Below are 26,247 nucleotides of genomic sequence, written 5' to 3'. Positions count from 1 at the left end.
ACCCCCCCACAAATCATTTTACACAAAAAAAAACCCGCCGCGGCGCCGCGACCCACCCCCCCACCATCCGAAACACACACACCCTCGGCCCCCCCCCCCCCCCCCCCCCGAGGCCGTGATCTTTTGATCTTGCATTAAATCCGCAACCCGCCATCCAACTCCATAATCCGACCGTTGTAGTAGTCGTTCTCGAAAATGTACGCCGCCGAATGGGCGATCTCTTCAGGCGTGCCCATGCGCTTGAGTGGAATCACGGACGTAATCTTCTCCAGCGCCTCAGGTTTCATGCTCAGCGTCATTTCGGTTTCGATAAAGCCCGGTGCAATGGCTGCTACGCGAATGCCGTAGCGTGCCAATTCCTTGGCCCAGGTCACGGTCGCCGCGGCGACACCGGCCTTGGCGGCGGAGTAGTTGGTCTGGCCGGCGTTGCCAGCGCGGGAGATCGACGAGATATTAATGATCGCGCCGCTGTTGTTCAGCTCGATCATTTTGGCCGCGACTTCACGGGTGCACAGGAATACGCCGGTCAGGTTGACGTCGATGACCGACTGCCACTGGGCCAGGCTCATCTTGGTCATCTCGCCGTCCTTGACCTTGATCAGCAAGCCATCGCGCAGGATCCCGGCGTTGTTGATCAGGCCATGGATCGCGCCGAAGTCTTCGGCCACCTGGGCGACCATGTGCGTCACTTGCTCTTCATTAGCGACATTGCACAGATAAGAGCGAGCCTCGACGCCTTTAGCCTTGCAAGCGGCGACGGCGTCGTCGAGCTTTTCCTGGTTCAGGTCCACCAGCGCCAGCTTCGCGCCTTTAGCGGCTAAATACTCGGCCATCGAGCGGCCTAAACCCTGGCAACCGCCAGTGATAATGATTACTTTGTCAGTGAGTTGCATTCGCATGCCCCAATAGCAGGTCAGTGGAGTGGTTTCCTTTCAGAGAGTAGCCTCTCAATCTGCACCTGATACGGCCTGGTTGCACATGAGAACTGCCCCGATGGCGCACTGGAACTTATCCCCAGGCGCCTGTCCGTTTTTTTGACGGATTCTATATAAGGAGTCATAAATTGAGCGTTGAAGCGGCCAAGAATGCCCGAGAATTGCTTCTCAAGGAATACCGTGGAGTGCTCTCGACGCACTCCAAGGCGATGCCCGGTTTCCCGTTTGGCTCCGTGGTTCCGTACTGTCTGGACGAACAGGGCCGGCCGCTGATCCTTATCAGCCGTATCGCCCAGCACACCCACAACCTGCAGAAAGATCCCAAATGCTCACTGTTTGTGGGCGAGCGCGGGGCCGAAGACGTGCAAGCCGTTGGTCGCCTGACCTACCTCGCCGAAGCAGAAAAGCTCGAGGACGAGGCCGCCATCGAAGCGGCGGCTGAGCGTTACTACCGCTATTTCCCGGATTCGCAGAGCTACCACAAGGCCCACGATTTCGATTTCTGGGTGCTCAAACCGGTACGTCATCGCTACATCGGCGGTTTCGGTGCGATTCACTGGGTCGATCAACTGACCCTGGCCAACCCGTTCGCCGGAAAAGCCGAAGCGAGCATGGTCGAGCACATGAATGCCGATCACGCCAAAGCCATCGCCCACTACGTCGAACTGGCGGGCCTGCCGAAAACCGAGCCGGCGCAACTGGCGGGTATCGACACCGAAGGCATGCACCTGCGCATTGGCCAAGGGCTCTATTGGTTGCCGTTTCAAGTGCCGTGTAATACGCCGACACAAGTGCGCGAAGCCTTGGTTTTCCTGGCTCACGCCGAACATTGGCCGAAAAATGAAGTGGCCGACGCTTGAATTCACGAATCGGCGACGTCATCTAGGGAAGACTGGCAAGGCATTCTTGCGTTGAGGAACCATTTGATGCGCCCTTTTTTATTGCTCTTTGTACTGTTTCCGGTGTTGGAGCTGTTCGTATTCGTCAAGGTAAGCGGGGCGATCGGGTTTTTCCCGGCCCTGCTGCTGGTCATTCTCGGCTCGATGCTCGGCGTGTTCGTGCTGCGTATCGCTGGTCTGGCAACCGCATTGCGTGCTCGTGAAAGCCTGAACCGCGGCGAGTTGCCGGCCCAGACCATGCTCGAAGGTTTGATGCTGGCGCTGGCGGGTGGTCTGTTGATCCTGCCGGGCTTCGTCACTGACGTGCTGGGCCTGATCATGTTGCTGCCGATCTCTCGTCGACTGTTGGCCAATAAAATGCGCCAGCGTGCCGAAGAGGCGGCAATCCGTCAGCGTGCGTTCGCCGACGACCTTCAGCCACGTGGCGGCGGCCCTGCGACCCGCGAGCCGCTGGGCCGTGAGCCGAACGTGATCGAAGGCGAGTTCGAACACCGCGATACCAAGTAAACCGCCACACTGGCACGGCACCCTCGGGTGCCGTGTTCGTTTGTGGGGCAGCAACCTGAAAAAATTTGCTTCCTCACCCTTGTAATAAGCTTATGCGCCCTTATGTAACGGTCACCGCAAGGTTTCTGGTGATTGCGCCAGACAGACTTCCGCGGTTCGCTCGACGAACCGCACCCGGCACCGCCGGATTTGTTAAACCCGCCGGGACTACACCGGCCGATGAAAACCACAATTAGGAGAGATCGACAATGAAGCTTCGTCCTCTGCATGACCGCGTCGTTATCCGTCGCAGCGAAGAAGAAAAGAAAACCGCTGGCGGTATCGTCCTGCCAGGTTCGGCTGCTGAAAAGCCAAACCAGGGTGAAGTCCTCGCTGTAGGCCCAGGCAAAGTGCTGGACAACGGTGAAGTGCGTGCACTGTCCGTGAAAGTGGGCGACAAGGTTGTGTTCGGCCCGTACTCCGGCAGCAACACTGTGAAAGTCGACGGCGAAGACCTGGTGGTAATGGCTGAGAACGAGATTCTCGCTGTTGTCGAAGGCTGATTCCCCGCTCATTTTCCCGTTACTACAAAGTATTTAAGGAATATCGATCATGGCTGCTAAAGAAGTTAAATTCGGCGATTCCGCCCGTAAGAAAATGCTTGAGGGCGTTAACGTCCTGGCTGACGCAGTAAAAGCGACCCTGGGCCCTAAAGGCCGTAACGTGATCATCGAGAAGAGCTTCGGCGCTCCGACCATCACCAAGGACGGCGTGTCCGTTGCCAAAGAAATCGAACTGAAAGATCGTTTCGCAAACATGGGCGCGCAGCTGGTCAAAGACGTTGCCTCCCGTGCCAACGATGACGCAGGCGACGGCACCACCACCGCTACCGTTCTGGCTCAATCGATCGTCAACGAAGGCCTGAAAGCCGTCGCTGCCGGCATGAACCCGATGGACCTGAAGCGCGGCATCGACAAAGCGACCATCGCTATCGTCAAAGAGCTGAAAGCCCTGTCCAAGCCTTGCGCTGACACCAAGGCCATCGCTCAGGTCGGCACCATCTCGGCCAACTCCGACAGCTCCATCGGCGACATCATTGCCGAAGCCATGGAAAAAGTCGGCAAAGAAGGCGTGATCACCGTTGAAGAAGGCTCGGGCCTGGAAAACGAACTGTCGGTTGTTGAAGGCATGCAGTTCGACCGTGGCTACCTGTCCCCGTACTTCGTCAACAAGCCAGAGACCATGACTGCCGAACTGGACGGTCCGCTGATCCTGCTGGTCGACAAAAAGATCTCGAACATCCGCGAAATGCTGCCAGTACTGGAAGCCGTTGCCAAAGCCGGCCGTCCACTGCTGATCGTGGCCGAAGACGTTGAAGGCGAAGCCCTGGCGACTCTGGTTGTGAACAACATGCGTGGCATCGTTAAAGTCGCAGCCGTCAAGGCTCCAGGCTTCGGCGACCGTCGCAAGGCCATGCTGCAGGACATCGCTGTTCTGACTGGCGGTACCGTCATCTCCGAAGAGATCGGTCTGAGCCTGGAAAGCACTACCCTGGAACACCTGGGTAATGCCAAGCGCGTGATCCTGTCCAAAGAAAACACCACCGTGATCGACGGTGCCGGCGTTGAGGCTGACATCCAGGCTCGCGTTCTGCAGATCCGTCAGCAAGTGGCTGACACTTCGTCCGACTACGACCGTGAAAAACTGCAAGAGCGTCTGGCCAAACTGTCCGGCGGCGTTGCAGTGATCAAGGTGGGCGCTGGTTCCGAAGTTGAAATGAAAGAGAAGAAAGCCCGCGTTGAAGACGCCCTGCACGCTACCCGTGCAGCCGTTGAAGAAGGCGTGGTACCTGGCGGCGGCGTGGCACTGGTTCGCGCTCTGCAGGCAATCTCCGAGCTGAAAGGCGACAACGATGACCAGAACGTTGGCATCCAGTTGCTGCGTCGCGCTGTTGAAGCGCCACTGCGCCAGATCGTTGCCAACTCCGGCGACGAGCCAAGCGTAGTTGTCGACAAGGTCAAGCAGGGTTCGGGTAACTACGGTTACAACGCTGCTACCGGCGAATACGGCGACATGATCGAAATGGGTATCCTGGACCCGGCTAAAGTGACTCGTTCGGCTCTGCAAGCGGCTTCGTCGATTGCCAGCCTGATGATCACCACCGAAGCCATGATCGCTGAGATCAAGGAAGACGGTCCAGCTGGCGGCGGCATGCCAGACATGGGCGGTATGGGCGGCATGGGCGGCATGATGTAAGCCAGCCTTACCCCGTACATAAAAACCCCGCCGGTGATAAGCCAGCGGGGTTTTTTATTGCCCGTATTTAGGGGGTTCACATCGATCCATTGTAGGAGCGAGCCTGCTCGCGAAGGGGCCGTATCAGTCAACATCATCAGTGACTGAAACACCGCCATCGCGAGCAGGCTCGCTCCACATTTTTGATCTGTGTTTCAGGCGTTGACCGGTTGTGCTTCGGACTCTCGATCAGCCTTCGAGGCCGGCCGATACAGGATGTAGTAATACGCCCCCAGACAAATCAGCCAGCAGAAAATCGCCGTCCACACGTTGTGCGAAAAGAAGTGCGCGCCCTGCATCATCCGGCCGATGGAAAACACCGTGCCCAACGCGAAAGCGAACACAAACGCCTTGCGCGCCAGACGCGGACGACGGTCACGCAAAACAAAGAACAGTGCAAACAGTGTGAAACCGGTTGCCGCATGACCGCCGGGCCAGCAGCGGCCTGGTTTATCGGTGTGCGGGCGAGGGCTGAGCAACTCGCTATAGGTTTCGTGACCGCCAAACTGCTCAAGGCTCCACGGGCATTGAACGGCCGTCACCGCTTTGACTGGCGTGACAAAGGAGGTCGCGAGCGCCAGAGACAGCACCAGGCAGCCCAGTTCCCGTTTGATCGGTTTGAGACTGTCCATGAAAAAGGAGGCGATGAAACCGAAGATGGCCAACACTGAGAAGGCGATGACCACCTGCTTGGCGCGGTCATGCAGGATGTTTTCCAGGAAGTAACTGTGCCGCCCGATGAAATCCCCCGCGACCGGGTCATAGAAGAGCTTGGCCAGGTCCATGTCCAGGGACGTCAGTTCGAGCAGCACCAGAACGATCGCCGCGATGGCGGGAACGCCGAGGCACACCCAGAAGTTCAGAGGGCGAGAGGCGGGGCGGACGGTAGTCGAAACCATGGCAGTTCCTTGGTCGGTGAAATGTTCTGAAAACGCAGCGGCGTGGAGTTTGAGCCTGATGCTGTTGTCAGCGTGTGAATCGATAGTGAAAAAGTCGTCAAAGCCGCCCCCGGTTTATGGGGTGGATTTACAACTGCACGCAGTCCTAGCCCTCAGCCACACTTGGCCTTAAGCTGCGCGGGCCAAGACGGCCGTTACTGTGTACGCAGGAGATACCCATGCGAATTCTATTGGTTGAAGACAACCGCGATATCCTGGCCAATCTGGCCGATTACCTGGGGCTCAAAGGTTATACCGTGGATTGCGCGCAGGACGGTTTGTCAGGCTTGCACCTGGCGGCCACCGAGCATTATGACCTGATCGTGCTCGACATCATGTTGCCTGGCATCGACGGCTACACCCTGTGCAAACGTCTGCGTGAAGACGCGCGCCGCGACACACCGGTGATCATGCTCACCGCTCGCGATCAATTGGACGACCGGCTGCAAGGTTTCAAGTCCGGCGCCGATGATTACCTGATCAAACCCTTTGCCCTGTCTGAATTGGCGGCGCGCATCGAGGCGGTCATGCGTCGCACCCAGGGTGGCGGTCGCCGTACTTTACAGGTCGGCGATCTGAACTACGACCTCGACACCCTGGAAGTCACCCGCGAAGGTCGTCTGCTCAAACTCAACCCGGTGGGCCTGAAGTTGCTGGCCGTGTTGATGCAGAAAAGTCCTCATGTGCTGCGCCGGGAAATTCTCGAAGAAGCGCTGTGGGGCGATGACTGCCCGGACAGCGACAGCCTGCGCAGCCACGTCCATCAATTGCGCCAGGTGATCGACAAGCCGTTCGCCAAACCGTTGCTGCAAACCGTGCACGGTGTGGGTTATCGCTTGGCCGAGGGCCGAGATGGAGTTTAAGCAGAGCCTTGCTCAACGGATCATCATCGCCTTTGCGCTGATGAGCGCATTGGTGGCAGGGGCCTTCGCCATGGGCATTGTGGCGACCGTGCACCTGGTCGAAGAAAAACTGATTTCAGCAGGTCTGGGCGGCGATTTACAACGGCTGTTGCTGATGGACAGTGTTACGGACTGGAGCCATCGTCCCGAGCCGGACCAGCTGTTCTATTTCAGTGGCGGGCCGGGCGATTTTCAGTTGCCCAAGGATTTACGCCATCTGGAGCCGGGTTTTCACGAAGTGTTTCGTGAGCAGCTGTCGTATCACGCGATGGTCGAAGTCGTCGACGGCCGGCATTATGTGCTGTTGCAGGATCAGAGCGATTTCGAAGAGCGTGAACGGGTGCTGTTTGCCGTGGTGCTGGTGGGCTTCGTCCTGAGTCTGGCCTTGGCGGTGTTTCTCGGCTGGATACTGGCGCGCAAAGTAATGGCGCCCGTGGTGCGACTGGCCCGCCAGGTCCGTCACCGTGACCAATTGTTAGGTCTGGCGCCCCCCTTGGCACCGGATTACGCCGCTGATGAGGTGGGCGAGTTGGCCGTGGCCTTCGACGCTACCCTGGGGCGCTTGCGCCAGGCGTTGACCCGCGAACGGTTGTTCACCAGTGATGTCAGCCACGAGTTGCGCACGCCATTGATGGTGCTGGCCAGTTCCTGCGAGCTGCTGCTGGAAAACCCTGGTATCGATCAGCGTGGACGTGCTCAGGTCGAGCGAATCGCCCGCGCCTGTGAAGAGATGCGCGAGCTGGTGCAAACCTTTCTGATGTTGGCCCGCGCACAACGTGAAGACGCCAGCATGTCGCCCCAGCAGACCCTGAGCCAGGTCGCCGATGGACTGCTCAATTTGTGGCGCGAGCCGATCGAGTCCAAGGGGCTGGCGCTGATCTTTGAACCGGGTAATCCGGTAGACACCTGCTTCAACGCAACCCTTCTGCACGCGGTCATGGGCAACCTGCTGCGTAACGCGCTGCATTACACCGAGCGCGGGTTTATTCGCCTGACGCTGACAGCCACCGGTTTCATCGTCGAAGACAGTGGCGTGGGCATTCCCGAGGAAAAACGCGAGGCGATGTTCGAGCCGTTCGTGCGGGGCAGCGAGAAACGCGGCGAAGGCCTGGGGCTGGGACTGTCGCTGGTGCAACGGATCTGCGAAAACCAGGGTTGGAGCGTCAGCCTGACGAACATGGAGCCCAACGGCTGTCGTTTTCAGGTGGAGTTGTGTTTGTCGGATGTGAGCTGATCGCTCGTAATGGCCCAGAGCCTTCGTTGCCGCGCTGTAAAACCCCGAAATGATTCGGGGTTTTACATGACGTTTTTTTCACGGGGGGATGACCTGACGCTGACACGGCGCTATGTATCGTAGGTGCCATCAGCAGCTAAGAAGACCTTGGTGATGGACGGCCCGATCAAACTGGATTTTTCCGAAAAATACGACGATCAACACGCTCAACGATACCTGCGCAAACACCAGGATGGCTTTGCTCGCCGCCTGTCTCACTGGCGAGACGAGCAACTGGCGCGCAAGGCGTTGGCACTGGCCGACGAGCCAGGGCTGATCCTCGATTTACCCTGCGGTGCGGGACGTTTCTGGCCATTACTGGCGGAAAAAACCAATCGTGCGATCATTGGCGCTGACAATTCCGAGTCCATGCTGAAGATTGCCATGAAGGCGCAACCTGCCGAGGTGGTGAAACGGGTACAACCCTTGCACACTTCTGCATTCGACATCGCCTTGCCTGATAACGCCGTCGACTGCATTTTCTGCATGCGTTTGCTCCATCACATCGGTGAAGCCGAGCATCGACTGGCGATTTTGCGTGAGTTCGAGCGCGTTACGCGTGATAGCGTGATCCTTTCTTTGTGGGTGGACGGCAATTTCAAGGCGTGGAAACGCAAGCGCCTCGAGAAAACCCGTGAGCAGGAAGGTTACCAAAATCGATTTGTGTTACCCGCTGCTACGGTCGAAAAGGAATTTGAGCAGGCGGGTTTCCGCATCCAGGAACAACTGGATTTTTTACCGCTCTATGCCATGTGGCGGGTCTACGTTTTACGCAAGAGGTAACAGAATGGCAGTGCAATGTGCAGCAGAAACGGAAGTCGCTCCTCAGGACCGCTTCGATTATTTTTGGAATCAGCGCGGTGAATGGGTAGAAGAACCCAACGTCCGTCGCGGTGGAGAAAGTGGCGTGCAGCGCGTCGTGAGCAGCAATGGACAGTTGCTTTACGTTAAACGTCAGACCGGGCATATCCATCGCAGCTTGCTGCACCCGTTCGGTCGGCCGACGGTGTTGCGCGAGCGCGATGCGCTCATCGGCCTGAACCGGCTCGACGTTCTCGTTCCGGAAATCGTTTTCTGCGGTGCACAGCGCGATCCGGTGCATAAGTGGCGCGCATTGCTGATCACCAAGGCGCTGGACGGCTTCGAGGAAATCGACCACTGGTACGCTGGCGGCGGTCGCGAGCATCACGGTGAAGCTGTGCATGATCGAGTGTTGAAGGAACTGGCCGAGAACCTGGCCCGGATGCACAAGGGTCGCTGGCAGCACAGCTGCCTTTATGCCAAGCACGTATTCGTGCGCGTCACCGGTGAAGGCGAGGCTGCCAAAGTCGAAGTGGCCTTGATCGATCTGGAGAAAGGCCGGCAGCGTTTGACCGCCCGTCGCGCGGCGACCAATGACCTGAAGCAACTGCGTCGCCACTCGTCGTTCAGCCCGACGGACTGGCAGAAACTCGTCTACTTTTATAAGACGGCGTTTGGCAGCGCTATCAAGGGTTTATAGCAATGAAACTCGAAATTGCACGAGGTGTATTTTTAATAGGAGCCTTGGCAGTTGCTTCACTAGCGGTGGCGGCTTGGGAGCAGCCCCGCACGCAAGTCCTCAGTTCAGTGAACGGCGACGCACACTGTCCGCTGCCACGGGTTGCGAAGGCATCCGTGGCAACCCAACCCGATCATGATTTATTGCTGTTCATGTTCGGCCTTTCTCAAGGATTGAGGCCACAGAGTTGAACAGATTGAAGCCAAAATAAAAGGCCTCGCTAATGCGAGGCCTTTTTTATTCCCGCCTTTCAGCAGCGATATCGACCAAATGTGGGAGCGGGCTTGCTCGCGAATGCGGTTCGCCATTCAACATTGTTGTTGCCTGTCACATCGCTTTCGCGAGCAAGCCCGCTCCCACAAGGTTATGTGTGTTCTTTAGGTTTATCGGGTTTTGCCAAAAGCGTGTACACACACGGCAGCACAAACAGCGTAAACAGTGTCCCGATCGACATCCCCGTGGCGATTACCGTGCCGATGTCGAACCGGCTGACGGCGCCCGCCCCCGTGGCGATGATCAACGGCACCATGCCGAACACCATCGCAGCAGTGGTCATCAACACCGGACGCAGACGAATGGCCGCCGCTTCTTCCACGGCCTCGCGCGCCGTCAGACCTTTGTCTTTGCGTAACTGGTTGGCGAACTCGACGATCAGGATTCCGTGTTTGCTGATCAGCCCGATCAACGTCACCAGGCCGACCTGGGTGTAGATGTTCATGCTCGACCAGCCCAGGAACAGCGGGATCAACGCGCCACAGATCGACAGCGGCACGGTCACCAGAATCACCAGCGGATCGCGGAAGCTTTCGAACTGGGCGGCCAGAACCAGGAAAATGATCGCCAGCGCCAGGGCGAAGGTGACCCACAGCGCACTGCCTTCCTGGACGTATTGCCGGGATGCGCCGGCATAGTCGAAGGCATAACCCACCGGCGCCTCTTCCCGAGCGATCTGGCGCACGGTATCGATGGCTTCACCCATGCTGACCAGCGGCACCCCGGACAGGATGGCCGAGTTGAGTTGCTGGAACTGATTCAATTGCCGTGGACGCGCCCGGTCAGTCACGGTGATCAGGGTCGACAGGGCCAGCAGTTCGCCTTGGGTGTTCTTGACGTAATAATTGTTCAGCCAGTTGGGGTTATCCCGGAAGGGCCGTTCGACCTGCGCGATGACTTTGTAGCTGCGGCCTTCGATGGTGAAGCGGTTGATCTCCGCCTCACCCAGCAACGTCGCAAGCGTCCCGCCCAGGTCCTGCATGGAAACACCCATCTGTGCGGCCTTGCCGCGATCGATATCTACCACCACTTCAGGTTTGTCGAACGCCAGGTCGAGGTCGACGAAAGCGAACTTGCCGGACTCCATTGCCCGCTTTTTCACTCGGTCGGTCACTTGCAGCAGCGACTCGTAATCGTTGGCGGAGTTGATGACGAACTGAAATGGTAGCCCCTCACCGGTGCCGGGCAGGGAGGGCAGGTTGAAGCCGAATATCTGCAGCCCGGAAATGCTCTCCAGTTTGCGCTGGACCTCGGGCAGGATTTGCATCTGAGTGCGGCTGCGTTCGTTCCACGGTTTGAGCAGGAAGCCGCCGATCCCCGATTGCACGCCGTTGAAGCCATTGATCTGGAACGACGAGTAGTACTCGGGAAACGTCTTGAAGATCGTGACGAACTCGTCGGTGTAGCTGCTCAGGTAGTCGAGGTTGGCCGGTTGCGGGGCGTTGGCCATCATGAAAATGACGCCCTGGTCCTCGTCCGGCGCCAGTTCCGACTTGGTGAACGTGAGCAGCACCGGAATCAGGCACAGCACGATCGCCGCGAACACCAGCACCACCGGCCGGGTGTTGAGGGTGCCGTGGAGCATGCTTTGGTAACGGCGCTTGAGGCCTTCGAAAATCAGGTCCAGGCGATGGGCCAGACCGCTGGGGTTTTCGTCGTGACGCAGCAGGAAGGCGCACATCATTGGCGACAGGGTCAGGGCGACGATGCCGGAGATCACCACTGCGCCGGCCAGGGTCAGGGCGAACTCCTTGAACAGCGCCCCCGTGAGCCCCGTCAAGAAGCCGATCGGCGCATAGACCGCCGCCAGGGTGATGGTCATCGAGACCACCGGCATGGCGATTTCCCGAGCGCCTTCGATGGCCGCATCCAGCGGCGTCTTGCCTTCTTCGATGTGCCGGTGGATGTTTTCCACCACGACGATGGCGTCGTCCACCACCAGGCCGATGGCCAATACCATCGCCAGCAATGTCAGCAGATTGATCGAGTAGCCCATCATCTGCATGAAGAACATCACGCCGATCATCGACAGCGGGATGGTGACCACCGGGATCACCACCGAACGCAGCGCGCCGAGGAACAGGAACACCACTACGATGACGATCAGCACCGCCTCGAACAATGTTTTGATCACCTCGTTGATCGAGGCCTGGATGAACAGCGTGGCGTCGTAGGCGATTTCACCTTTGAGGTTCGGCGGCAGCTGGGCTTCCAGCTCCGGCATGATCTTGCGCACTTCCCTGATCACGTCCAGCGGGTTGGCACCGGGCGTGGCCTTGATGCCGATGTACACCGAAGGGGTGCCGCCGAAGGAACTGATCGAATTGTAGTTTTCCGCCCCCATTTCAACTCGCGCCACATCGCTGAGCAGCACGCGACTGTCGCCCTCGACCTTGAGCGGAATCGCGGCAAAGGCTTCGGCGGACTTGAGCTCGGTATTGGCGTTGATGCTGGTGACGACGTACTCGCCTTTCACTTCGCCGGCGGCGGAGAGAAAGTTGTATTTGCGCACGGCATCGGTCACGTCGCTGGCACTCAGGCCGAAACCGGCGAGCTTGACCGGGTCCAGCCACAGACGCATGGCGAACACCTGGTTGCCGAGAATCTCGGCTTCGGCCATGCCCGGCAGGGTCGCCAGTTTCGGCTGGATGACCCGCGACAGGTAGTCGGTGATTTGCGGGTTGCTCAGCTCCTTGCTGAAGAAACTGATGTACATCAGTGCCGAGGCGTCGGCGGCTTCCTTGCTCAGTACCGGGTCTTCGGCGTCCTGAGGCAGCTGGTTTTTCACCTCGTTGGCCTTGGCCAGCAGTTCGGTGAACAAGCGGTCGCTGTTGGAGCCGATGCGCGCGTAGATCGAGATCACCGAGAAGTTCTGGCGACTGACCGAGGTCATGTAGTCGATGCCTTCGGCACTGGCCAGACTTTGTTGCATCGGTTGGGTGATGTAACCCTGAATGGTTTCGGCGTTGGCCCCGGGGTAAGCGGTGGTCACCGTGATCAGGGCGTTTTCCATTTGTGGGTATTGGCGCAGCGGCAATTTGCTCCAGGCCTGGAAGCCCAGCAGCACAATCAACAGGCTGACCACGGTGGCGAGCACCGGGCGGCGGATGAACGGGTCGGTAAAAGCCATGGGGATTCCTTGATCAGTCCGCGCGCGGCGGGCTGTTCTTCTCGGCTAAGGTCTTGTCATCGCTGATCGCAATGTGTACGCCGTTGTCCAGTTTGATCTGACCGGCCGTGACCACTTTTTCGCCGTTCTGCACGCCTTTGGTGATCATCACTTGCCCATCGCGGCGCTCGCCGGTTTCGATGAAACGCCGTTCGGCGATCAGGATCGGTTCGCCCTTGTCGTCTTTTTCCAGGCTGCCGTCTTCGGCTTTTTTCTGCGCGACGACATAGAGCGAGTTGCCGTACAGCGTGTAAGTGATCGCACTTTCCGGCACGACGATGCGCGGCTGTGGGTCGGGCAACAACACTTGCAGGCTGGCGAACATCCCCGGTAGCAGTTTGCCGTCGGGATTGGCCAGGGTCGCGCGGACCTGGACGTTGCGCGTGCTGTTTTCGACTTTCGGGTTGATCGCGCTGATGGTGCCGGGGAAGGTTTGTGTCGGGTAGGCCGCGACAACGATCTGTACCGGTTGGCCGAGGGCGATTTTCGGTACCGACTGCTCGGGCACGAAGAAGTCTACGTAGAGGCTGCTGAGGTCTTGCAGGGTGGCAATCATGGTGCCGCTGGCGAGATAGTCACCGATGTCCACCTGACGAATGCCGATGGTCCCGCTGAACGGTGCGAGCAAGCGTTTTTTGGCCAGCGCCGCCTTGAGCTGATTGACCGTGGCCCGGCTCTTTTGCAACACCGCCGAGAGCCGGTCGAATTCGCCTTTGGAAATGGCCTGGCTGCCGACCAATTGGCTGCCGCGACCGTAGTCGAGCTGCGCTAGACCCAGGTCCGCCTGAGCGGTTTCGAGCAGGGCGGTTTCCACCACGCTATCAAGTTGCAGCAGGGGTTGGCCGACTTTGACCTTCTGCCCTGAATCGAACTTCAAGTCGATGACGGTGCCGTCGGTCTCCAGGCTCAGGTCGACCCCTTGCAGCGCCTTCAGGGTGCCGACGGTGGGCAGGCGTGCTTGCCACGGCCGTTCGGTGGCCGTGGCCACGGCGACACTGATCGCTGGTTTCGGCACAGCAAAGCCCTGAATCATCGTATAGATGGAGAAGGCTTTGTAACCGCCCAGGACCAGCACGATCAGCAAAACAACACCCAACATGATCAGCATGCGGCGACGCAGCATATTTCCACTTCCTTGGAGAAAATCAGGTGACACAGTCGGGCACATTACTCCGAGTCAGAGAGGGTTTCCAACTGGCAGAACTTACAGGTAGGCCTGCATGTCTGCGCGGACGGGATGGAACACAAACCTGTGGCGAGGGAGCTTGCTCCCGCTGGACTGCGTAGCAGTCCCTTTTTTAGGGCCGCTGCGCAGCCCAGCGGGAGCAAGCTCCCTCGCCACAAAAACCCGCCAGCAGGAGAGGCAAGGTCAGATGAGGTGCAGGTGGTTGTCCCACAGCCCTGAGGGTAGATCGAGGGGTTTTGCAACAAGGCTTGTCTGGCGGCAGTCGTAGAACCGGCAGCGTCCTTGACCTGAGGTCACGACAAAGCCATCGGCTACCGCGCCGACCCCGGCGCAATCGGGAAGCGGCGCGTCCAGGCGCACTTCACCGCTGTCCAGGTCCCAGATGAAAAAGCGGTTGCCCCGGGGCGCAGTCAACGCCACCAGGCGCAGTTCGCTGTGCACCGCGACGCTGGCGGTGTAATGCCCCATGGCCTGCAACTGATGCTCAGGCACCGGGAAGGCCACGAACGGCTGGCCGGGCCGCTTGATCGCCAGCAGCTCCGACGACTCGTGAGACGGCCCCATGAACTGCTGGCCGGCGACGATGGTGCCGTCGCTGGCAATCCCCAAATGACGCACGCTGTTCATCTGCTGGGCGAGGGTTTCCTTGCTCAGCAAAGTGCCATCGCGTTGCATCAGGACCAGGCTCGGCTCCATGGCGTTGAGGTTCATTTCGACGCGGCTTTCGGCCTCGGTGCGAATGCCGCCGTTGGCCACCACCAGGGTTTCGCCATCGGGCATCCACGACACCTGATGCGGGCCGACGCCGTGGGTCGACATCTCGCCGCTATGCACCAACCGCTCGCCTTCGAACTTATACACACCGAGCAAGCCGCGACCCGGATCGGAGGTGTCGTTCTCGGTGGCGTACAGCCAGTCGCCGCTCTTGTGAATCACCGCATGACCGTAGAAATGCCGGTTCGGCAGCGAGGTCACGGTTTGCAGCAACGTGCCGTCGCGCAGGTCGATCAGGTAACTCTCGGTGCCCGGACGACGGGCGACGAACAGCGCAATCGGCAGCGTCGGGTGGTTGATGATGTCGTGGCAACGCTGGCCGACCTGGGTGGAAAACACCCGGGTACCGTCCAGCCGATAACCGACGGCGTAGTGCTTTCCGTCGGTATCGTCCCGCGCCGAGAGCAGCAGCGGGCTTTTGTCCTTCTGCTTGAACAGCGTCCAGCCGCCCAGTGTCACCGCACCCAGCAGCAAACTACCTAACGTCAAAGCCTGGCGTCGCAGCATGGAACTTGCCCTCATCAGTCACCGTCGTTGGCGTTGAAGCCCAGTTGGATGCCCAGCGCCTTGGCCAGTTCGCCTTCGTGCAGGCGGTGGACGACGTTGAGGCCGTCGTAGAGGTCGTTGAGTTGCTGGCGACCGGCATCGTCATTGAGCATTTCAGTCAGCGAGCGCTGGTTGCTGGCGAACAGTTTCAGGGCCGCGGCGTAAGCGGCATCGATCTTGTCGGCCAAGGGTTTCTGCTCGTTCGGCAACAGACCACGCAGGCCTTTGTTGTCGACGCCTTCCCATACCGTTTTGGCGGCGGCGAGACTGGCTTCGAGGCCGGTCAGGGACGACTGGCTGCGCCACGCATCGGCCTGGAACGGTTGCGGCACACCCTTCGTCTGACGGCCCATCGGCGTGCCGAGTTTTTTCTTCAGGCTGTCAAGGGCGGTGACTTGCACACGTAGCAGATCGGCGATGGCTTCGTGGGAATCGGCGTAGCGCTGGTTCGGGAATTTGCTCAATTGCGCGAGCATGCCGTCGGTGTTGTTCCAGGTTTTCAGGATCTCTTCGGCCAGTTGTTTCTGACGCTCGCCAATCGCGATCAGCAGCGGGCAGTACTTGGCTTTCTGTTCAGCGTTGGCCACATCAGGCTTGCTGTCGAACAGGATGTATTCGTAGGCGGAAAGGCCTTGAACCACAACGCTGGACTTGGCCAAGGCAGCGGCATCAATCTGCGGCTGCGCGGTGACCAGTTGTTCGACCTGACGGCCGACGAGATTTTTCTTGTCTGGCCAGAACTGCACCTGCCAGGCGCGATTGCCCTCGGCCAGCGGCCCGATCAGCAGCGGCTGCAACTCGGCCCAGGCTTTCTGCGCGTGCAGGAAGTCGGCGCGGGCGGTGTCGAGGTTTTCCTTGCCTTCGCAGTAGGCCAACGCACTGACGGCCAGTTGGCGATCGGCTTCAACCCAGCGCGTGTAGGTCGGCAGGATCACCGACTTGGCGATGGCTGCTGAAGTAACGGCCTGCGGATCCTGAGGCGAACAGGCGCCCAAGGCTAGCGCGGCGAGGCTGGTGAACAACAATTTGGGACGGAACATGTCGGGCTCCCGCTATGGAATACGTATTAAAGGGAATTCAAGAACGCCAGCAACGCAGCGCGCTGCTCGGCGTTGAAAGACAAAACCTGTTGCTGCGCCGCTGCGGCTTCGCCGCCATGCCAGAGCACGGCTTCGAGCAGATTGCGGGCGCGGCCATCGTGCAAAAACTGGGTGTGGCCACTGACTGCCTGTGTCAGGCCGATGCCCCACAACGGCGGGGTGCGCCAGTCGCGGCCACTGGCCTGGAATTCGGTACGGTTGTCGGCCAGACCGTCGCCCATGTCATGCAGCAGCAGATCGCTGTAAGGGCGAATCACTTGATTGGCCAGTTCAGGTTCTGCGGCGTTGGCGGCGGTGGTGTATTTCGGGGTGTGGCAGGACTGGCATCCAGCCTGGAAAAACAGAGTCTTGCCGGCCAGCACCTCGGGGGCGCTGACATCGCGGCGGGCCGGTACGGCGAGGTTACGGCTGTAGAACAGCACCAGACGCAGGATGTTATCGCTGACTTCCGGCTCGCCATCCGGGCCATTGCCGTTGGGCGCTTGCTTGCAGGCGGTTTGCGCGGCGGTGCAGTCGTCGACGGGTCTCAGGCTTGTGGTCAGGCCCATGTCGCCGGAAAACGCGTGAACGTTCTGTTGATTGAGGTTGGGTTGGCCGGCCTTCCAGCCAAATCGTCCGAGGACGGTTTTTTGCTGCGCGTCATCCCAGACCCGGTTCGGGCGTCCAGCGATACCGTTTTTGTCTTTTGCCTGAGCCTCGGCATTGGCCAGGATCGCCGCGTCGGGAATCGCTTCGAGCAGGCCCAGGCCAATCATTGGCGGTGCGACCCGGGCCGAGAAACGCGTGTCAGGGTGCATCGGGCCGTAGCCGAGCTGGGTGATCTGCAACGTTGGTTTGCGCAATTGGACTTCGGTGCCGTCCTTGAAGCGAATCGGAACGGGCGTGTAATCGACGCGCACTTTGCCTTCCGGCACGACACCCGGCACGGACATGTCCTGGAATTGTCCGCCGTAGACCGGCTCCGGGACGACACCAAGCTGCTCGATGACCTTGGCATAGGCCGGCGTATCGGGAATCGACAGGCGTACCAGCATCGACACGGCGTTCTGCGCATCAGGTGTGGGCGGATGACCGCGGCCATCCTTGATGTGGCAGCCCTGGCACGCGTTGGTATTGAACAACGGCCCGAGGCCATCCCGGGCGGTGGTGGTCGACGGCGCGATCACCCAGGGATTACGGAAAAAACTGTTGCCGACACTGAAGTCCACGCGCCGTGACGGCGGCAGGTTGGCGGACGGCAGGGAAAATGAGTTCTGATCGGTCTTGCGCACGGTTGCGCTGCCACCGGACCGGGCTTCACCGGGTTCGGCTTGGGTAAAACGCGGGGCGTCATCGCAGGCACTCAGGCCCAGGGCCAGAAACAGTGCGGACAAGCGAAGAGGCAGCGCGGGCATCGGACATCCTGCAAGACGAGCAAAACAAGGGGCGCAAAGTCTAACAGGGCAGGGGAGTTTGAATAAGAGGAATTATCGTTTGGTTGATGTGGAGCAACTGATCGTTCCCATGCTCTGCGTGGGAACGATCGGCGGGTATGAAAAAGGCGACCCGAAGGTCGCCTTTTTATTCAGCCAGCGTTGATCAGAACTCGTGATCAGCGTTGTCCGGGTTCAGGTCGCTGATGCCCAGTTTGCCAGCGGCGGCTTCGATCGAACCGGTCTGCTTGACCAGGGAAGCGATAGCGTCGCGGACGATCTGGTTGCCCGCGGTGTTGCCGGCGGCGATCAACTGGTCGTAGTGCTCACCCTTGTTGGCGTGATCGACCATGATCTGGATTTTGGCTTCGGTGGCGGCCAGGTCGGCTTTGAGCGCGGTGTCGGCAGCCGGGTCGGCTTTGGCCACCAGGGACGACAGGCTGGCGCCGGTCATTTTGGTGCCGTCGACGCGGGTGTATTCGCCCAGGTACACGTTCCGAATGCCTTTGGCATCGTAGAAGTGCGAGTTGTGGGTGTTGTCGCTGAAGCAATCCTGTTCGTCTTCCGGGGAGTTCGCTTCCAGGGAAACCTTCATGCGTTCGCCCGCCAGTTCGCCCAGGGACAGGCTGCCCATGCCGAACAGCATTTTGCGCAGGCCGGATTCAGCTGGCTCGGCTTCCAGGGTGGCGCGGTAGTTGTCGGCCACGTTCGGCTTCCAGTTACCGACCATTTCTTCCAGGTCGCTGACCAGCAATTGGGTCACGGACTTCAGATAAGCGCGACGGCGATCGTTATGACCGCCGGTTGCGCCTTTGCCTTCCAGGTAGTCGGAAGCAGGTCGGTTGCCGGCGCCAGGGCCGGTGCCGTTCAAGTCCTGGCCCCAGAGCAGGAATTCGATCGCGTGGTAGCCGGTGGCTACGTTGGCCTCGGAACCACCCAGCTCGTTCAGGCTGGCAAGTTTTGCCGGGGTGATGTCTTTCACGTCGACCTTGTCCTCGCCAACCTGAACCTGGGTGTTGGCGATGATGTTGGCCGTGGCGCCAGGGTTACCCAGTGCGTGCTCGTAGGATTTGTCGACGTAGTCGATCAGGCCTTCGTCCAGTGGCCAGGAATTCACCTGACCTTCCCAGTCGTCGATGATGGTGTTGCCGAAGCGGAACACTTCGCTCTGCAGGTAAGGAACGCGGGCAGCGATCCAGGCAGCCTTGGCAGCTTTCAGGGTGTCGGCGTTCGGCTTGGCGAGGAAGGCGTCGACGGCGGTTTGCAGGGTCTTCGCGGTGGATTCGGCATCGCTGTAAACGGCGAAGACGATGTCGGCGTAATGCGCGACAACGGCTTTGGCGGCGGCTTCGTCGACTTTACTGGTAGCGGCAGGTGCAGCGGCCGGGGCCGTGGTGCTGGCGGCCGGAGTCGGCGTCTGCGCAGCGGCAGCTTTGTCTTTGCCTTCGCCACAACCGGCGAGGGAAATAGCGATGGCCAACAGACTGGCGGTAGCCAGAGGCATACGAATCATGGCGAACATCCTGCTTCGAGAGAGGGTGGAGAGGCGCAGCAAGCGCGCAAAACTGCGACATAATGCAAATCTTTCGCATTATGTGTAAAGGGTTGTGGTTGTAAATATTTCTTATTCAGGCGGGAGTTGTGTCGTGGATCAAGAGATCGCAGCCTCGTTTCACTCGACAGCTGCTACAGAGTGAAACGAGGCTGCGATTTCTTGATCTTTTACAAAATAGCCGCGTTACTGCGCTGGGCCTGTTTCAGATACGCGCTCAATTCCCGCGCCGGCAGCGGCTTGCTGTAGAGATAGCCCTGACCTTCGTGACAGCCCTCGGAGATGATGTAGGACTCTTGCTCGGGGGTTTCCACGCCTTCGGCAATCACCTGCATGCCCAGGCTCTTGCCCAGCTGGATGATGGCCCGAACGATGGTTGCATCGTCGTCGTCATCGAGCAGGTCCTGAACGAAGCTCTTGTCGATCTTGATCTTGTCCAGCGGCAGGCTTTTCAGATAGCTCAATGACGAGTAACCGGTGCCGAAGTCGTCGATCGCGATCAGCGCACCGGAGCGGCGCAGGCTCAGCAGGTGCTGGGCGGCGGTGCTGATGTCTTCCATCAGGCCGGTTTCGGTGACTTCCAGCTCCAGGCTGCGTGGTGGCAGGCGGTACATCTGCAGGAGGTTGTTGACCACCCGTGGCAATTCGGCGTGGTGCAGCTGCACCGTGGACAGGTTCACCGCCATGCGCAGGTCGGCGAAACCCTGGTCATGCCAGTCGCGCAATTGTTTGCACGCCTGATCCAGCACCCATTCGCCGATGGCGATAATGGTGCCGTTCTGTTCGGCCAAGGGGATGAACAAGTCCGGCGGAACCAGCCCGTGCTCGGGATGCTGCCAGCGAATCAGCGCCTCGACCCCCACCACCCGGTGATCGCGATAGCTGATCTGCGGCTGGTAGACGAGATAGAACTGGCCACGGACCAGGGCATCGCGCAGGTCTTTTTCCAGCTCGCGACGGCGACGCATCTCGGTGTCGACGCTGGCGATATAGAACTGATAACGGTTGCGCGAGCGAGTCTTGGCCAGGGTCATGGTCTGCTCGGCTTTTTGCAGCAGTTTCTCGGTGCTGTCACCGTCCTCGGGGAACAGGGTGATGCCGATGGTGGCGCGCAGGCGAATCTCTTGATGATCGAGGGCAAATGCCGCTTCCAGGTCATCGAGAATGCTTTGGGCCAGTTCGGCCGCTTCGTAGGGTTGTTCGATGTCGGCCTGAACCAGGGCGAACTGGTCGCCGCCGAGGCGGGCGAGGGCGCCAAGGCGTCCACTGTGAGCTCGCAGGCGATCGGCCAGGGCCAGCAGCAGTTGGTCGCCGGTCTGGTAGCTGAATTGTTCGTTGATGCCCTTGAAGTCATCCAGGCCGACCACCAATACCGCGACCCGACGTTGCAACTTGCCGGCGTCTACCAGGATTTTGTCCAGTTGCTGCTGTAGTTGCTGGCGGTTCGGCAGGCCGGTGAGGAAGTCGTACTGGGCCATGCGTAGCAGGCTGTTTTCCGCTTCGTGGCGCAAATGGGTGTTGCGCTCGATGGACTCGAGCAACTGGTTGGCGGTGTTGATCCAGATCCCCAGTTCGTTTTTTTCATGCCCCTTGAGCAGTGGGATTTTGTGTTCGCTGGGGCGATCCGGATTGATTTCCGTGAGGTGCTCGATGATCCGCGACAGCGGCTTGGTCAGCAGCCAGTGATAGACCAGGTACAGCACCAACCCCATGGCCATCGCACGCAACACGCCGGAGATGAAGATGATCACCGAACTGATGATGAAACCCTGGCCATAGGTGGCGGTGTCGAGGGTAATGCTCAAATCGCCGTAATACTCGCTGTAAGGGCCGCGACCCACCAACTGGGTGGTGAAGGTGCGTTCCTTGCCGAGGATCACGTCGGTCAGCCAGCGACTGTCGGAATGCTGCAGCTCGCGAGCCTTTTGCGCGAGCATGGCTTCGTTGGGATGGCCAATGGAGGCCTTGCGCACAGCGTCGTCCTGAAACAGGCCTTCGATAACCTGCATACCCATTTCCCGGTCCAGGCTGTAGACGGCCTGGGTCGAGGGGTCGCGGAACATGTCGAGGATGCGTTGGGCATCGCTGGCCACGGCCTGGCGTGTTTTATAGGCATCGAAAACGATCTGCGCGCAGCTCAAGACCACGCCGACGATCAATGCCGACAGGAGCACGACCCGAAGCAACTTCACCGACAAGCTGTTCTTGAGTTCCAGCTTCAAAGAGTCATTCCTTGTTCCGTGCGGGTAGCGTCAAGTTGCCATGAGTATTGGCAATCCGGTGATGGCAGTCAAAGGGACAATCAATCACATGGGGTTTTGCCTGTAGCTTGGCTGAAATGCTGGTCGTTTGGAGTATTTGCGCTATTTGTACTGTGTCGGTTGTTGGGGCCTTCAACTTGAGGGGGATTTGGACATATTTTCCGTTTGGTTGATGTTAGACGGCTGTGGCGTTGGGGCAAGGGGCTGAAGGCTGGTTTCATCGTGGGAAATCGCCCCTGGTTTCTGCGGATGCATCCTGTGTACATATCCGTTTCTGCGGTAACGGCCGCTATTGGTTTCGCCCTTACGGCGAGTCACTTGGAAAAGCCCCAAGTAACCAAGGGCTCTTGCCCCTTTCGTTCGGTGCCTCGCCCAGGCTCGGCATGCCCTCGCTCCGGTCCTGCTCCGTGGGCCCGCCGCCATCGGCCATCCATGGCCGGGGGCGGCTAACCCGGCATCCATGCCGGGTTGCCCACTGCGCAGAACCTCCACTCGGCCTCTCGAGGCGGCGGTGCATCAAGATCAAAAGCGGCAGGCGAGCTAACGCTCGGCCTGTTGAGTGGTGAGAAGCCTCGCGTGTACACCGTCCCACTGTGGGAGCGAGCTTGCTCGCGATGACGGCAGCACATTCAACATCTTTGTGACAGACAAACCGCTATCGCGAGCAAGCTCGCTCCCACAGGTACAGTGGTGTCCTTGTCGGAGCGAGCCGGCTCGAGGCAGCGATCCGACGAAGGCGGTCCAACTGCCGCCCCAAGACTTTCCCTAGTGCATAAAAAAACCCGGCAAAAGCCGGGTTTTTTTGACTGGCGTCGATCTTAAGCGGTGAAGGTTTTGCCTTCGAACTGCTCAGCCACGAATTTCCAGTTGACCAGGTTCCAGAACGCTTCGACGTATTTTGGACGAAGGTTGCGGTAGTCGATGTAGTAAGCGTGTTCCCAGACGTCGCAGGTCAGCAGCGGGGTGTCGCCGTTGGTCAGCGGGTTGCCGGCGCCGATGGTGCTGGCCAGGCCCAGGGAACCGTCAGCCTTTTTCACCAGCCAGCCCCAACCGGAACCGAAGGTGCCGATGGAAGTCTTGCTGAATTCTTCCTTGAACTTGTCGAACGAACCGAAGGCTGCGTTGATCGCCTCAGCCAGTGCGCCGGTTGGTTGACCGCCGGCGTTTGGCGCCAGGCAGTTCCAGTAGAAAGTGTGGTTCCAGACCTGAGCGGCGTTGTTGAAGATACCGCCGGAGGAAGATTTGACGATTTCTTCCAGAGTCTTGCCTTCGAACTCGGTGCCTGGCACCAGGTTGTTCAGGTTCACGACATAGGTGTTGTGGTGCTTGTCGTGGTGGTATTCCAGAGTTTCCTTGGAAATGTGCGGCTGCAGGGCATCGTGTGCGTAAGGCAGCGGCGGCAATTCGAAAGCCATGATGATTCTCCTAATCAGGTCAGTTGCGGTGAGCGCAAGGCCGATCACGGGCGGCCAGACAAGCGCCGGGGAGTTTGTACTCTTTGCGGCGCATCGGATCGGATCATAGCACCGGGGGTGCGGCATAACCACGCAACAACTGTGTGGAATAGAGGTTCCAGAGCCTTTTGGAATAATCAGCCTGCGGCGATTAATTGAAAGGCCACGGTAAACATCATCGCCGCCACCAGCATATCGAGAATTCTCCAGGTGCTCGGCCGGGCCAGCCACGGCGCTAACCATGCGGCGCCCAACGCCAGGGTGAAAAACCACAGCAACGACGCACTGGCCGCGCCCACGACATAAGCGCCGGGCTCTGTTTGTTGGGCACCGAGGGAGCCAATCAGCAACACGGTATCCAGATAAACGTGCGGGTTAAGCAGCGTGACGGCCAAAGCACTGAGCATTACCGCGCGCAGCGAGCGCACGGTCTGGTTTTCACCTTGTTGCAGGCTCTGTTTCGAGCAGGCTCGACGCAACGCCAGGCTGCCATACCAAATCAGAAACACCGCGCCACCCCAGCGGGCGACTGCCAGCAACGTCGGGTTTTGCGCCAGCACCGTCGCCAGGCCGAATACGCCGGCGGCCACCAGCAAGGCATCGCAGGTCACGCAAAGTGCCGCCACGGGGAGGTGATGTTCACGCCGAAGGCTCTGGGCCAACACAAACGCATTCTGAGTACCGATCGCCATGATCAGCCCCGCGGCCACCAACAGGCCGTTCACATAGCTTTGCCACATAAGATGTTTACTCCGCGTTGGCCGCCAGATCCCGCAGCACGTGCAGGGCGCGTTCGGCATCGGCCTGGCCGACGAATAAATGGTCGTGGTAATAGCCGGCGATCACGTTGCAGCTGATGCCCGCCTGGCCTAATGCCGTGGCGAACGCGGCGGTCAGGCCGACGGCTTCGAGGGCCGAGTGCACGTTCAAGGTGATCCAGGCCGCGACGTAATCGAAACTGAAACCCGCCTTCTCGGCGTGGGAACGTTCCAGAATCACCGTCAGACCTTCCTGCTCGCGAAAGCTGCCGACAATTTCAAGGCCTGCCGGCAACTTGCCGTCGCGCAGGGTGCAGAACACGTATTCGCCGACGTTGAGTTGCGGGCTCATGCTGCGCAGCAGGGTTGCCAATGAAGTTTCGCCAGCCATGTCGATGATCCTTGTTGAAGAGTTCTTGCTGGCCATTCTCCGGTGTCAGGCTGTATAAGAAAAACCAATCATGCTGATCGCTCATTAGGAAAACTGATGTTCGACTATAAATTGCTTTCTGCCTTGGCCGCGGTGGTCGAGCAGGCCGGGTTCGAACGTGCGGCTCAGGTGCTTGGCTTGTCGCAATCGGCAATCTCCCAGCGCATCAAATTGCTGGAGGCGCGCGTCGGCCAACCGGTGCTGGTGCGGGTGACACCGCCGGCCCCGACCGAAATCGGCCGACGGCTGCTCAACCATGTGCAGCAGGTGCGTCTGCTTGAACGGGACTTGCAAACACTGGTGCCGGCACTCGACGAAGAAGGCCTGCCGGAACGTCTGCGCATCGCCTTGAATGCCGACAGCCTCGCCACGTGGTGGGCCGTGGCGGTCGGGGATTTTTGCGCGGAACAACATTTGCTGCTCGATCTGGTGGTCGAAGACCAGACCGTCGGCCTCAAACGCATGCGCGCCGGTGAAGTCGCGGCGTGCGTCTGCGCCAGTGAGCGCCCGGTGGCCGGCGCGCGCAGCGTTTTGCTGGGGGCCATGCGCTACCGTGCGCTGGCCAGCCCGGCATTTATTGCCCGGCATTTTCCTGAAGGTGTGCGCGCCGATCTGTTGTCGAAAACCCCCGCGTTGGTGTTTGGACCGGACGATTTCCTACAGCATCGCTACCTCGCGTCCCTCGGCGTCGATGGCGGATTCGAACACCATTTATGCCCCTCGTCCGAAGGCTTCATCCGCCTCACGGAAGCGGGACTCGGTTGGGGGCTGGTGCCTGAACTGCAGGTGCGCGAGCAACTGGAGCGCGGTGTATTGGTGGAACTTTTGCCCGATAAGCCGATTGATGTGCCGCTGTACTGGCATCATTGGCGCAATGGCGGTCAGTTGCTGGGGTTACTCACCGATCAGTTGGTGCGTTCGTCGAAGCAATGGCTGGTGCCGTTGGACTGACGGGCAGCGTCAAGACCTCACGCAATACGCAAAACGAAATATTCGGAGCAATTCATGAAGATTCTGGTTACCGGCGCAAGCGGCTTCATCGGCGGGCGCTTTGCGCGTTTCGCCCTGGAGCAGGGCCTGGACGTGCGGGTCAACGGTCGCCGGGCCGAAAGTGTGGAGCATCTGGTGCGCCGTGGCGCCGAGTTTATCCAGGGTGATTTGAGCGACCCGGAACTGGCACGCGACCTGTGCTCAGACGTTGAAGCCGTGGTGCATTGCGCCGGTGCGGTTGGTTTGTGGGGGCGTTATCAGGACTTCCATCAAGGCAACGTGCAGGTCACCGAAAACGTGGTCGAGGCCTGTCTGAAACAGCGGGTTCGGCGACTGGTGCACTTGTCGTCGCCGTCGATCTACTTCGATGGCCGCGATCACTTGGGACTGACCGAAGAACAGGTGCCCAAGCGCTTCAAGCATCCCTACGCCGCGACCAAATACCTGGCGGAGCAAAAGGTTTTCGGCGCTCAGGAGTTCGGCCTCGAAACCCTGGCCCTGCGCCCGCGTTTCGTGACGGGGGCTGGCGACATGAGCATCTTCCCGCGGCTGCTGAACATGCAGCGTAAAGGACGGCTCGCGATCATCGGCAACGGCCTGAACAAGGTTGATTTCACCAGCGTGCAAAACCTCAATGAAGCGTTGCTCAGCAGTCTGCTGGCCAGCGGTTCGGCGTTGGGCAAGGCCTACAACATCAGCAACGGCGCGCCGGTTCCGCTGTGGGACGTGGTCAATTACGTGATGCGCAAGATGGAAGTCCCACAGGTCACGCGCTACCGTTCCTACGGCTTGGCCTACACCGTAGCGGCGCTCAACGAGGGGGTGTGCAAGTTGTGGCCGGGTCGTCCCGAACCGACCCTGTCGCGCCTGGGCATGCAGGTGATGAACAAAAACTTCACCCTGGACATCAGTCGCGCCCGGCATTATCTGGACTACGATCCAAAAGTCAGTCTCTGGACCGCCCTCGATGAATTCTGCGGCTGGTGGAAGGCCCAGGACATTCGCTGACGCATGGGTTAGTGCCGCATCACTGAACCGAGTTCGGGGTTGAGGGTCAATCGATGCGGCAGGGGG

23 protein-coding genes are annotated in these 26,247 nt (G+C 59.6%); 11 read left to right on the top strand and 12 right to left on the bottom strand.

Annotation, left to right across the window (positions count from 1 at the left end; translation table 11 throughout):
- Positions 1-134: 134 nt before the first annotated feature.
- Positions 135-893, bottom strand: coding sequence for an SDR family oxidoreductase (locus QF010_RS24250; protein WP_033057488.1), 759 nt, complete (start codon positions 891-893; stop codon positions 135-137).
- 170 nt (positions 894-1,063) lie between these two features.
- Between QF010_RS24250 and QF010_RS24245 the strand changes: the two genes are divergently transcribed.
- The 4 genes from QF010_RS24245 to groL all read left to right on the top strand — a co-directional run bounded on the left by QF010_RS24245 (position 1,064) and on the right by groL (position 4,576).
- Complete coding sequence (locus QF010_RS24245; RefSeq protein WP_429534097.1) at positions 1,064-1,795, top strand: HugZ family pyridoxamine 5'-phosphate oxidase; 732 nt, start codon at positions 1,064-1,066, stop codon at positions 1,793-1,795.
- 66 nt (positions 1,796-1,861) lie between these two features.
- Positions 1,862-2,341 carry an FxsA family protein gene (locus tag QF010_RS24240; RefSeq protein ID WP_033057490.1) on the top strand — a complete coding sequence of 160 codons (480 nt, stop codon included), beginning with the start codon at positions 1,862-1,864 and terminating at the stop codon, positions 2,339-2,341.
- A 248-nt stretch (positions 2,342-2,589) separates the two neighbouring features.
- Complete coding sequence (locus QF010_RS24235) at positions 2,590-2,883, top strand: co-chaperone GroES (RefSeq protein ID WP_033057492.1); 294 nt, start codon at positions 2,590-2,592, stop codon at positions 2,881-2,883.
- A gap of 49 nt (positions 2,884-2,932) precedes the next feature.
- Positions 2,933-4,576, top strand: a complete 1,644-nt coding sequence (groL, locus tag QF010_RS24230) for a chaperonin GroEL (protein WP_033057493.1) — start codon at positions 2,933-2,935, stop codon at positions 4,574-4,576.
- Between the two features lie 194 nt (positions 4,577-4,770).
- Here the strand turns inward: groL and QF010_RS24225 are convergent, their stop codons facing one another.
- Positions 4,771-5,514, bottom strand: coding sequence for a phosphatase PAP2 family protein (locus QF010_RS24225; RefSeq protein WP_033057495.1), 744 nt, complete (start codon positions 5,512-5,514; stop codon positions 4,771-4,773).
- Between the two features lie 218 nt (positions 5,515-5,732).
- Here QF010_RS24225 and colR point away from each other — a divergent pair, with 218 nt between their 5' ends.
- The 5 genes from colR to QF010_RS24200 all read left to right on the top strand — a co-directional run bounded on the left by colR (position 5,733) and on the right by QF010_RS24200 (position 9,459).
- On the top strand, positions 5,733-6,416 hold the full coding sequence (colR, locus tag QF010_RS24220; RefSeq protein WP_008155536.1) for a two-component system response regulator ColR: 684 nt from the start codon (positions 5,733-5,735) through the stop codon (positions 6,414-6,416).
- A complete protein-coding gene (locus QF010_RS24215) occupies positions 6,406-7,689 on the top strand; it encodes a sensor histidine kinase (protein ID WP_033057497.1) in 1,284 nt (427 codons plus the stop codon). The genes colR and QF010_RS24215 overlap by 11 nt, the downstream gene beginning before the upstream one ends.
- Before the next feature lie 153 nt (positions 7,690-7,842).
- A complete protein-coding gene (locus QF010_RS24210; RefSeq protein ID WP_033057498.1) occupies positions 7,843-8,511 on the top strand; it encodes a class I SAM-dependent methyltransferase in 669 nt (222 codons plus the stop codon).
- A gap of 4 nt (positions 8,512-8,515) precedes the next feature.
- Positions 8,516-9,229 carry a lipopolysaccharide kinase InaA family protein gene (locus QF010_RS24205; RefSeq protein WP_033057500.1) on the top strand — a complete coding sequence of 238 codons (714 nt, stop codon included), beginning with the start codon at positions 8,516-8,518 and terminating at the stop codon, positions 9,227-9,229.
- Positions 9,230-9,231: 2 nt separating this feature from the next.
- A complete protein-coding gene (locus tag QF010_RS24200; protein ID WP_080932046.1) occupies positions 9,232-9,459 on the top strand; it encodes a hypothetical protein in 228 nt (75 codons plus the stop codon).
- Between the two features lie 173 nt (positions 9,460-9,632).
- On the opposite strand, the gene QF010_RS24195 is transcribed toward QF010_RS24200, so the two are convergent.
- From QF010_RS24195 to QF010_RS24150, 10 genes are all read right to left on the bottom strand, one after another.
- On the bottom strand, positions 9,633-12,671 hold the full coding sequence (locus QF010_RS24195; RefSeq protein ID WP_033057502.1) for a multidrug efflux RND transporter permease subunit: 3,039 nt from the start codon (positions 12,669-12,671) through the stop codon (positions 9,633-9,635).
- Between the two features lie 13 nt (positions 12,672-12,684).
- Positions 12,685-13,833 carry an efflux RND transporter periplasmic adaptor subunit gene (locus QF010_RS24190; RefSeq protein ID WP_429534096.1) on the bottom strand — a complete coding sequence of 383 codons (1,149 nt, stop codon included), beginning with the start codon at positions 13,831-13,833 and terminating at the stop codon, positions 12,685-12,687.
- A 246-nt stretch (positions 13,834-14,079) separates the two neighbouring features.
- Positions 14,080-15,177 carry a DUF1513 domain-containing protein gene (locus tag QF010_RS24185; protein ID WP_429534095.1) on the bottom strand — a complete coding sequence of 366 codons (1,098 nt, stop codon included), beginning with the start codon at positions 15,175-15,177 and terminating at the stop codon, positions 14,080-14,082.
- A gap of 14 nt (positions 15,178-15,191) precedes the next feature.
- Positions 15,192-16,256, bottom strand: coding sequence for an imelysin family protein (locus tag QF010_RS24180; RefSeq protein ID WP_429534094.1), 1,065 nt, complete (start codon positions 16,254-16,256; stop codon positions 15,192-15,194).
- Between the two features lie 26 nt (positions 16,257-16,282).
- Positions 16,283-17,710, bottom strand: a complete 1,428-nt coding sequence (locus tag QF010_RS24175) for a di-heme oxidoreductase family protein (RefSeq protein WP_429534093.1) — start codon at positions 17,708-17,710, stop codon at positions 16,283-16,285.
- Positions 17,711-17,894: 184 nt separating this feature from the next.
- Positions 17,895-19,241, bottom strand: coding sequence for an imelysin family protein (locus tag QF010_RS24170; RefSeq protein WP_033057610.1), 1,347 nt, complete (start codon positions 19,239-19,241; stop codon positions 17,895-17,897).
- Between the two features lie 209 nt (positions 19,242-19,450).
- Positions 19,451-21,502 carry a putative bifunctional diguanylate cyclase/phosphodiesterase gene (locus tag QF010_RS24165; RefSeq protein ID WP_033057510.1) on the bottom strand — a complete coding sequence of 684 codons (2,052 nt, stop codon included), beginning with the start codon at positions 21,500-21,502 and terminating at the stop codon, positions 19,451-19,453.
- An 857-nt stretch (positions 21,503-22,359) separates the two neighbouring features.
- On the bottom strand, positions 22,360-22,956 hold the full coding sequence (locus QF010_RS24160) for a superoxide dismutase (protein WP_111451964.1): 597 nt from the start codon (positions 22,954-22,956) through the stop codon (positions 22,360-22,362).
- Positions 22,957-23,132: 176 nt separating this feature from the next.
- Complete coding sequence (locus tag QF010_RS24155) at positions 23,133-23,735, bottom strand: LysE/ArgO family amino acid transporter (protein WP_429510946.1); 603 nt, start codon at positions 23,733-23,735, stop codon at positions 23,133-23,135.
- 7 nt (positions 23,736-23,742) lie between these two features.
- The gene (locus tag QF010_RS24150) at positions 23,743-24,144 is read right to left on the bottom strand and encodes an ACT domain-containing protein (RefSeq protein ID WP_033057513.1); all 402 of its coding nucleotides are present in this window, start codon (positions 24,142-24,144) and stop codon (positions 23,743-23,745) included.
- A gap of 96 nt (positions 24,145-24,240) precedes the next feature.
- Between QF010_RS24150 and QF010_RS24145 the strand changes: the two genes are divergently transcribed.
- The gene (locus QF010_RS24145; protein WP_008156078.1) at positions 24,241-25,134 is read left to right on the top strand and encodes a LysR family transcriptional regulator ArgP; all 894 of its coding nucleotides are present in this window, start codon (positions 24,241-24,243) and stop codon (positions 25,132-25,134) included.
- A 54-nt stretch (positions 25,135-25,188) separates the two neighbouring features.
- Positions 25,189-26,181: an NAD-dependent epimerase/dehydratase family protein gene (locus tag QF010_RS24140; protein WP_033057516.1), complete on the top strand. Its 993-nt coding sequence runs from the start codon at positions 25,189-25,191 to the stop codon at positions 26,179-26,181.
- The last annotated feature ends 66 nt before the right edge of the window (positions 26,182-26,247 follow it).

The organism is Pseudomonas silensiensis (genome assembly GCF_050434865.1).
In the GTDB taxonomy this organism is placed as follows: domain Bacteria; phylum Pseudomonadota; class Gammaproteobacteria; order Pseudomonadales; family Pseudomonadaceae; genus Aquipseudomonas; species Aquipseudomonas fluorescens_W.
This window is presented reverse-complemented; position numbering and strand designations above follow the sequence as displayed.

Coding starts and splice junctions, on each gene's coding strand:
- QF010_RS24240 (WP_033057490.1), top strand. CDS start 1,862: ATGCGCCCTTTTTTATTGCTCTTTGTACTGTTTCCGGTGTTGGAGCTG.
- QF010_RS24160 (WP_111451964.1), bottom strand. CDS start 22,956: ATGGCTTTCGAATTGCCGCCGCTGCCTTACGCACACGATGCCCTGCAG.
- QF010_RS24205 (WP_033057500.1), top strand. CDS start 8,516: ATGGCAGTGCAATGTGCAGCAGAAACGGAAGTCGCTCCTCAGGACCGC.
- QF010_RS24225 (WP_033057495.1), bottom strand. CDS start 5,514: ATGGTTTCGACTACCGTCCGCCCCGCCTCTCGCCCTCTGAACTTCTGG.
- QF010_RS24210 (WP_033057498.1), top strand. CDS start 7,843: ATGGACGGCCCGATCAAACTGGATTTTTCCGAAAAATACGACGATCAA.
- QF010_RS24190 (WP_429534096.1), bottom strand. CDS start 13,833: ATGCTGCGTCGCCGCATGCTGATCATGTTGGGTGTTGTTTTGCTGATC.
- QF010_RS24155 (WP_429510946.1), bottom strand. CDS start 23,735: ATGTGGCAAAGCTATGTGAACGGCCTGTTGGTGGCCGCGGGGCTGATC.
- QF010_RS24250 (WP_033057488.1), bottom strand. CDS start 893: ATGCAACTCACTGACAAAGTAATCATTATCACTGGCGGTTGCCAGGGT.
- QF010_RS24145 (WP_008156078.1), top strand. CDS start 24,241: ATGTTCGACTATAAATTGCTTTCTGCCTTGGCCGCGGTGGTCGAGCAG.
- QF010_RS24140 (WP_033057516.1), top strand. CDS start 25,189: ATGAAGATTCTGGTTACCGGCGCAAGCGGCTTCATCGGCGGGCGCTTT.
- QF010_RS24235 (WP_033057492.1), top strand. CDS start 2,590: ATGAAGCTTCGTCCTCTGCATGACCGCGTCGTTATCCGTCGCAGCGAA.
- groL (WP_033057493.1), top strand. CDS start 2,933: ATGGCTGCTAAAGAAGTTAAATTCGGCGATTCCGCCCGTAAGAAAATG.
- QF010_RS24195 (WP_033057502.1), bottom strand. CDS start 12,671: ATGGCTTTTACCGACCCGTTCATCCGCCGCCCGGTGCTCGCCACCGTG.
- QF010_RS24200 (WP_080932046.1), top strand. CDS start 9,232: ATGAAACTCGAAATTGCACGAGGTGTATTTTTAATAGGAGCCTTGGCA.
- QF010_RS24180 (WP_429534094.1), bottom strand. CDS start 16,256: ATGTTCCGTCCCAAATTGTTGTTCACCAGCCTCGCCGCGCTAGCCTTG.
- QF010_RS24215 (WP_033057497.1), top strand. CDS start 6,406: ATGGAGTTTAAGCAGAGCCTTGCTCAACGGATCATCATCGCCTTTGCG.
- QF010_RS24175 (WP_429534093.1), bottom strand. CDS start 17,710: ATGCCCGCGCTGCCTCTTCGCTTGTCCGCACTGTTTCTGGCCCTGGGC.
- colR (WP_008155536.1), top strand. CDS start 5,733: ATGCGAATTCTATTGGTTGAAGACAACCGCGATATCCTGGCCAATCTG.
- QF010_RS24170 (WP_033057610.1), bottom strand. CDS start 19,241: ATGATTCGTATGCCTCTGGCTACCGCCAGTCTGTTGGCCATCGCTATT.
- QF010_RS24185 (WP_429534095.1), bottom strand. CDS start 15,177: ATGCTGCGACGCCAGGCTTTGACGTTAGGTAGTTTGCTGCTGGGTGCG.
- QF010_RS24150 (WP_033057513.1), bottom strand. CDS start 24,144: ATGGCTGGCGAAACTTCATTGGCAACCCTGCTGCGCAGCATGAGCCCG.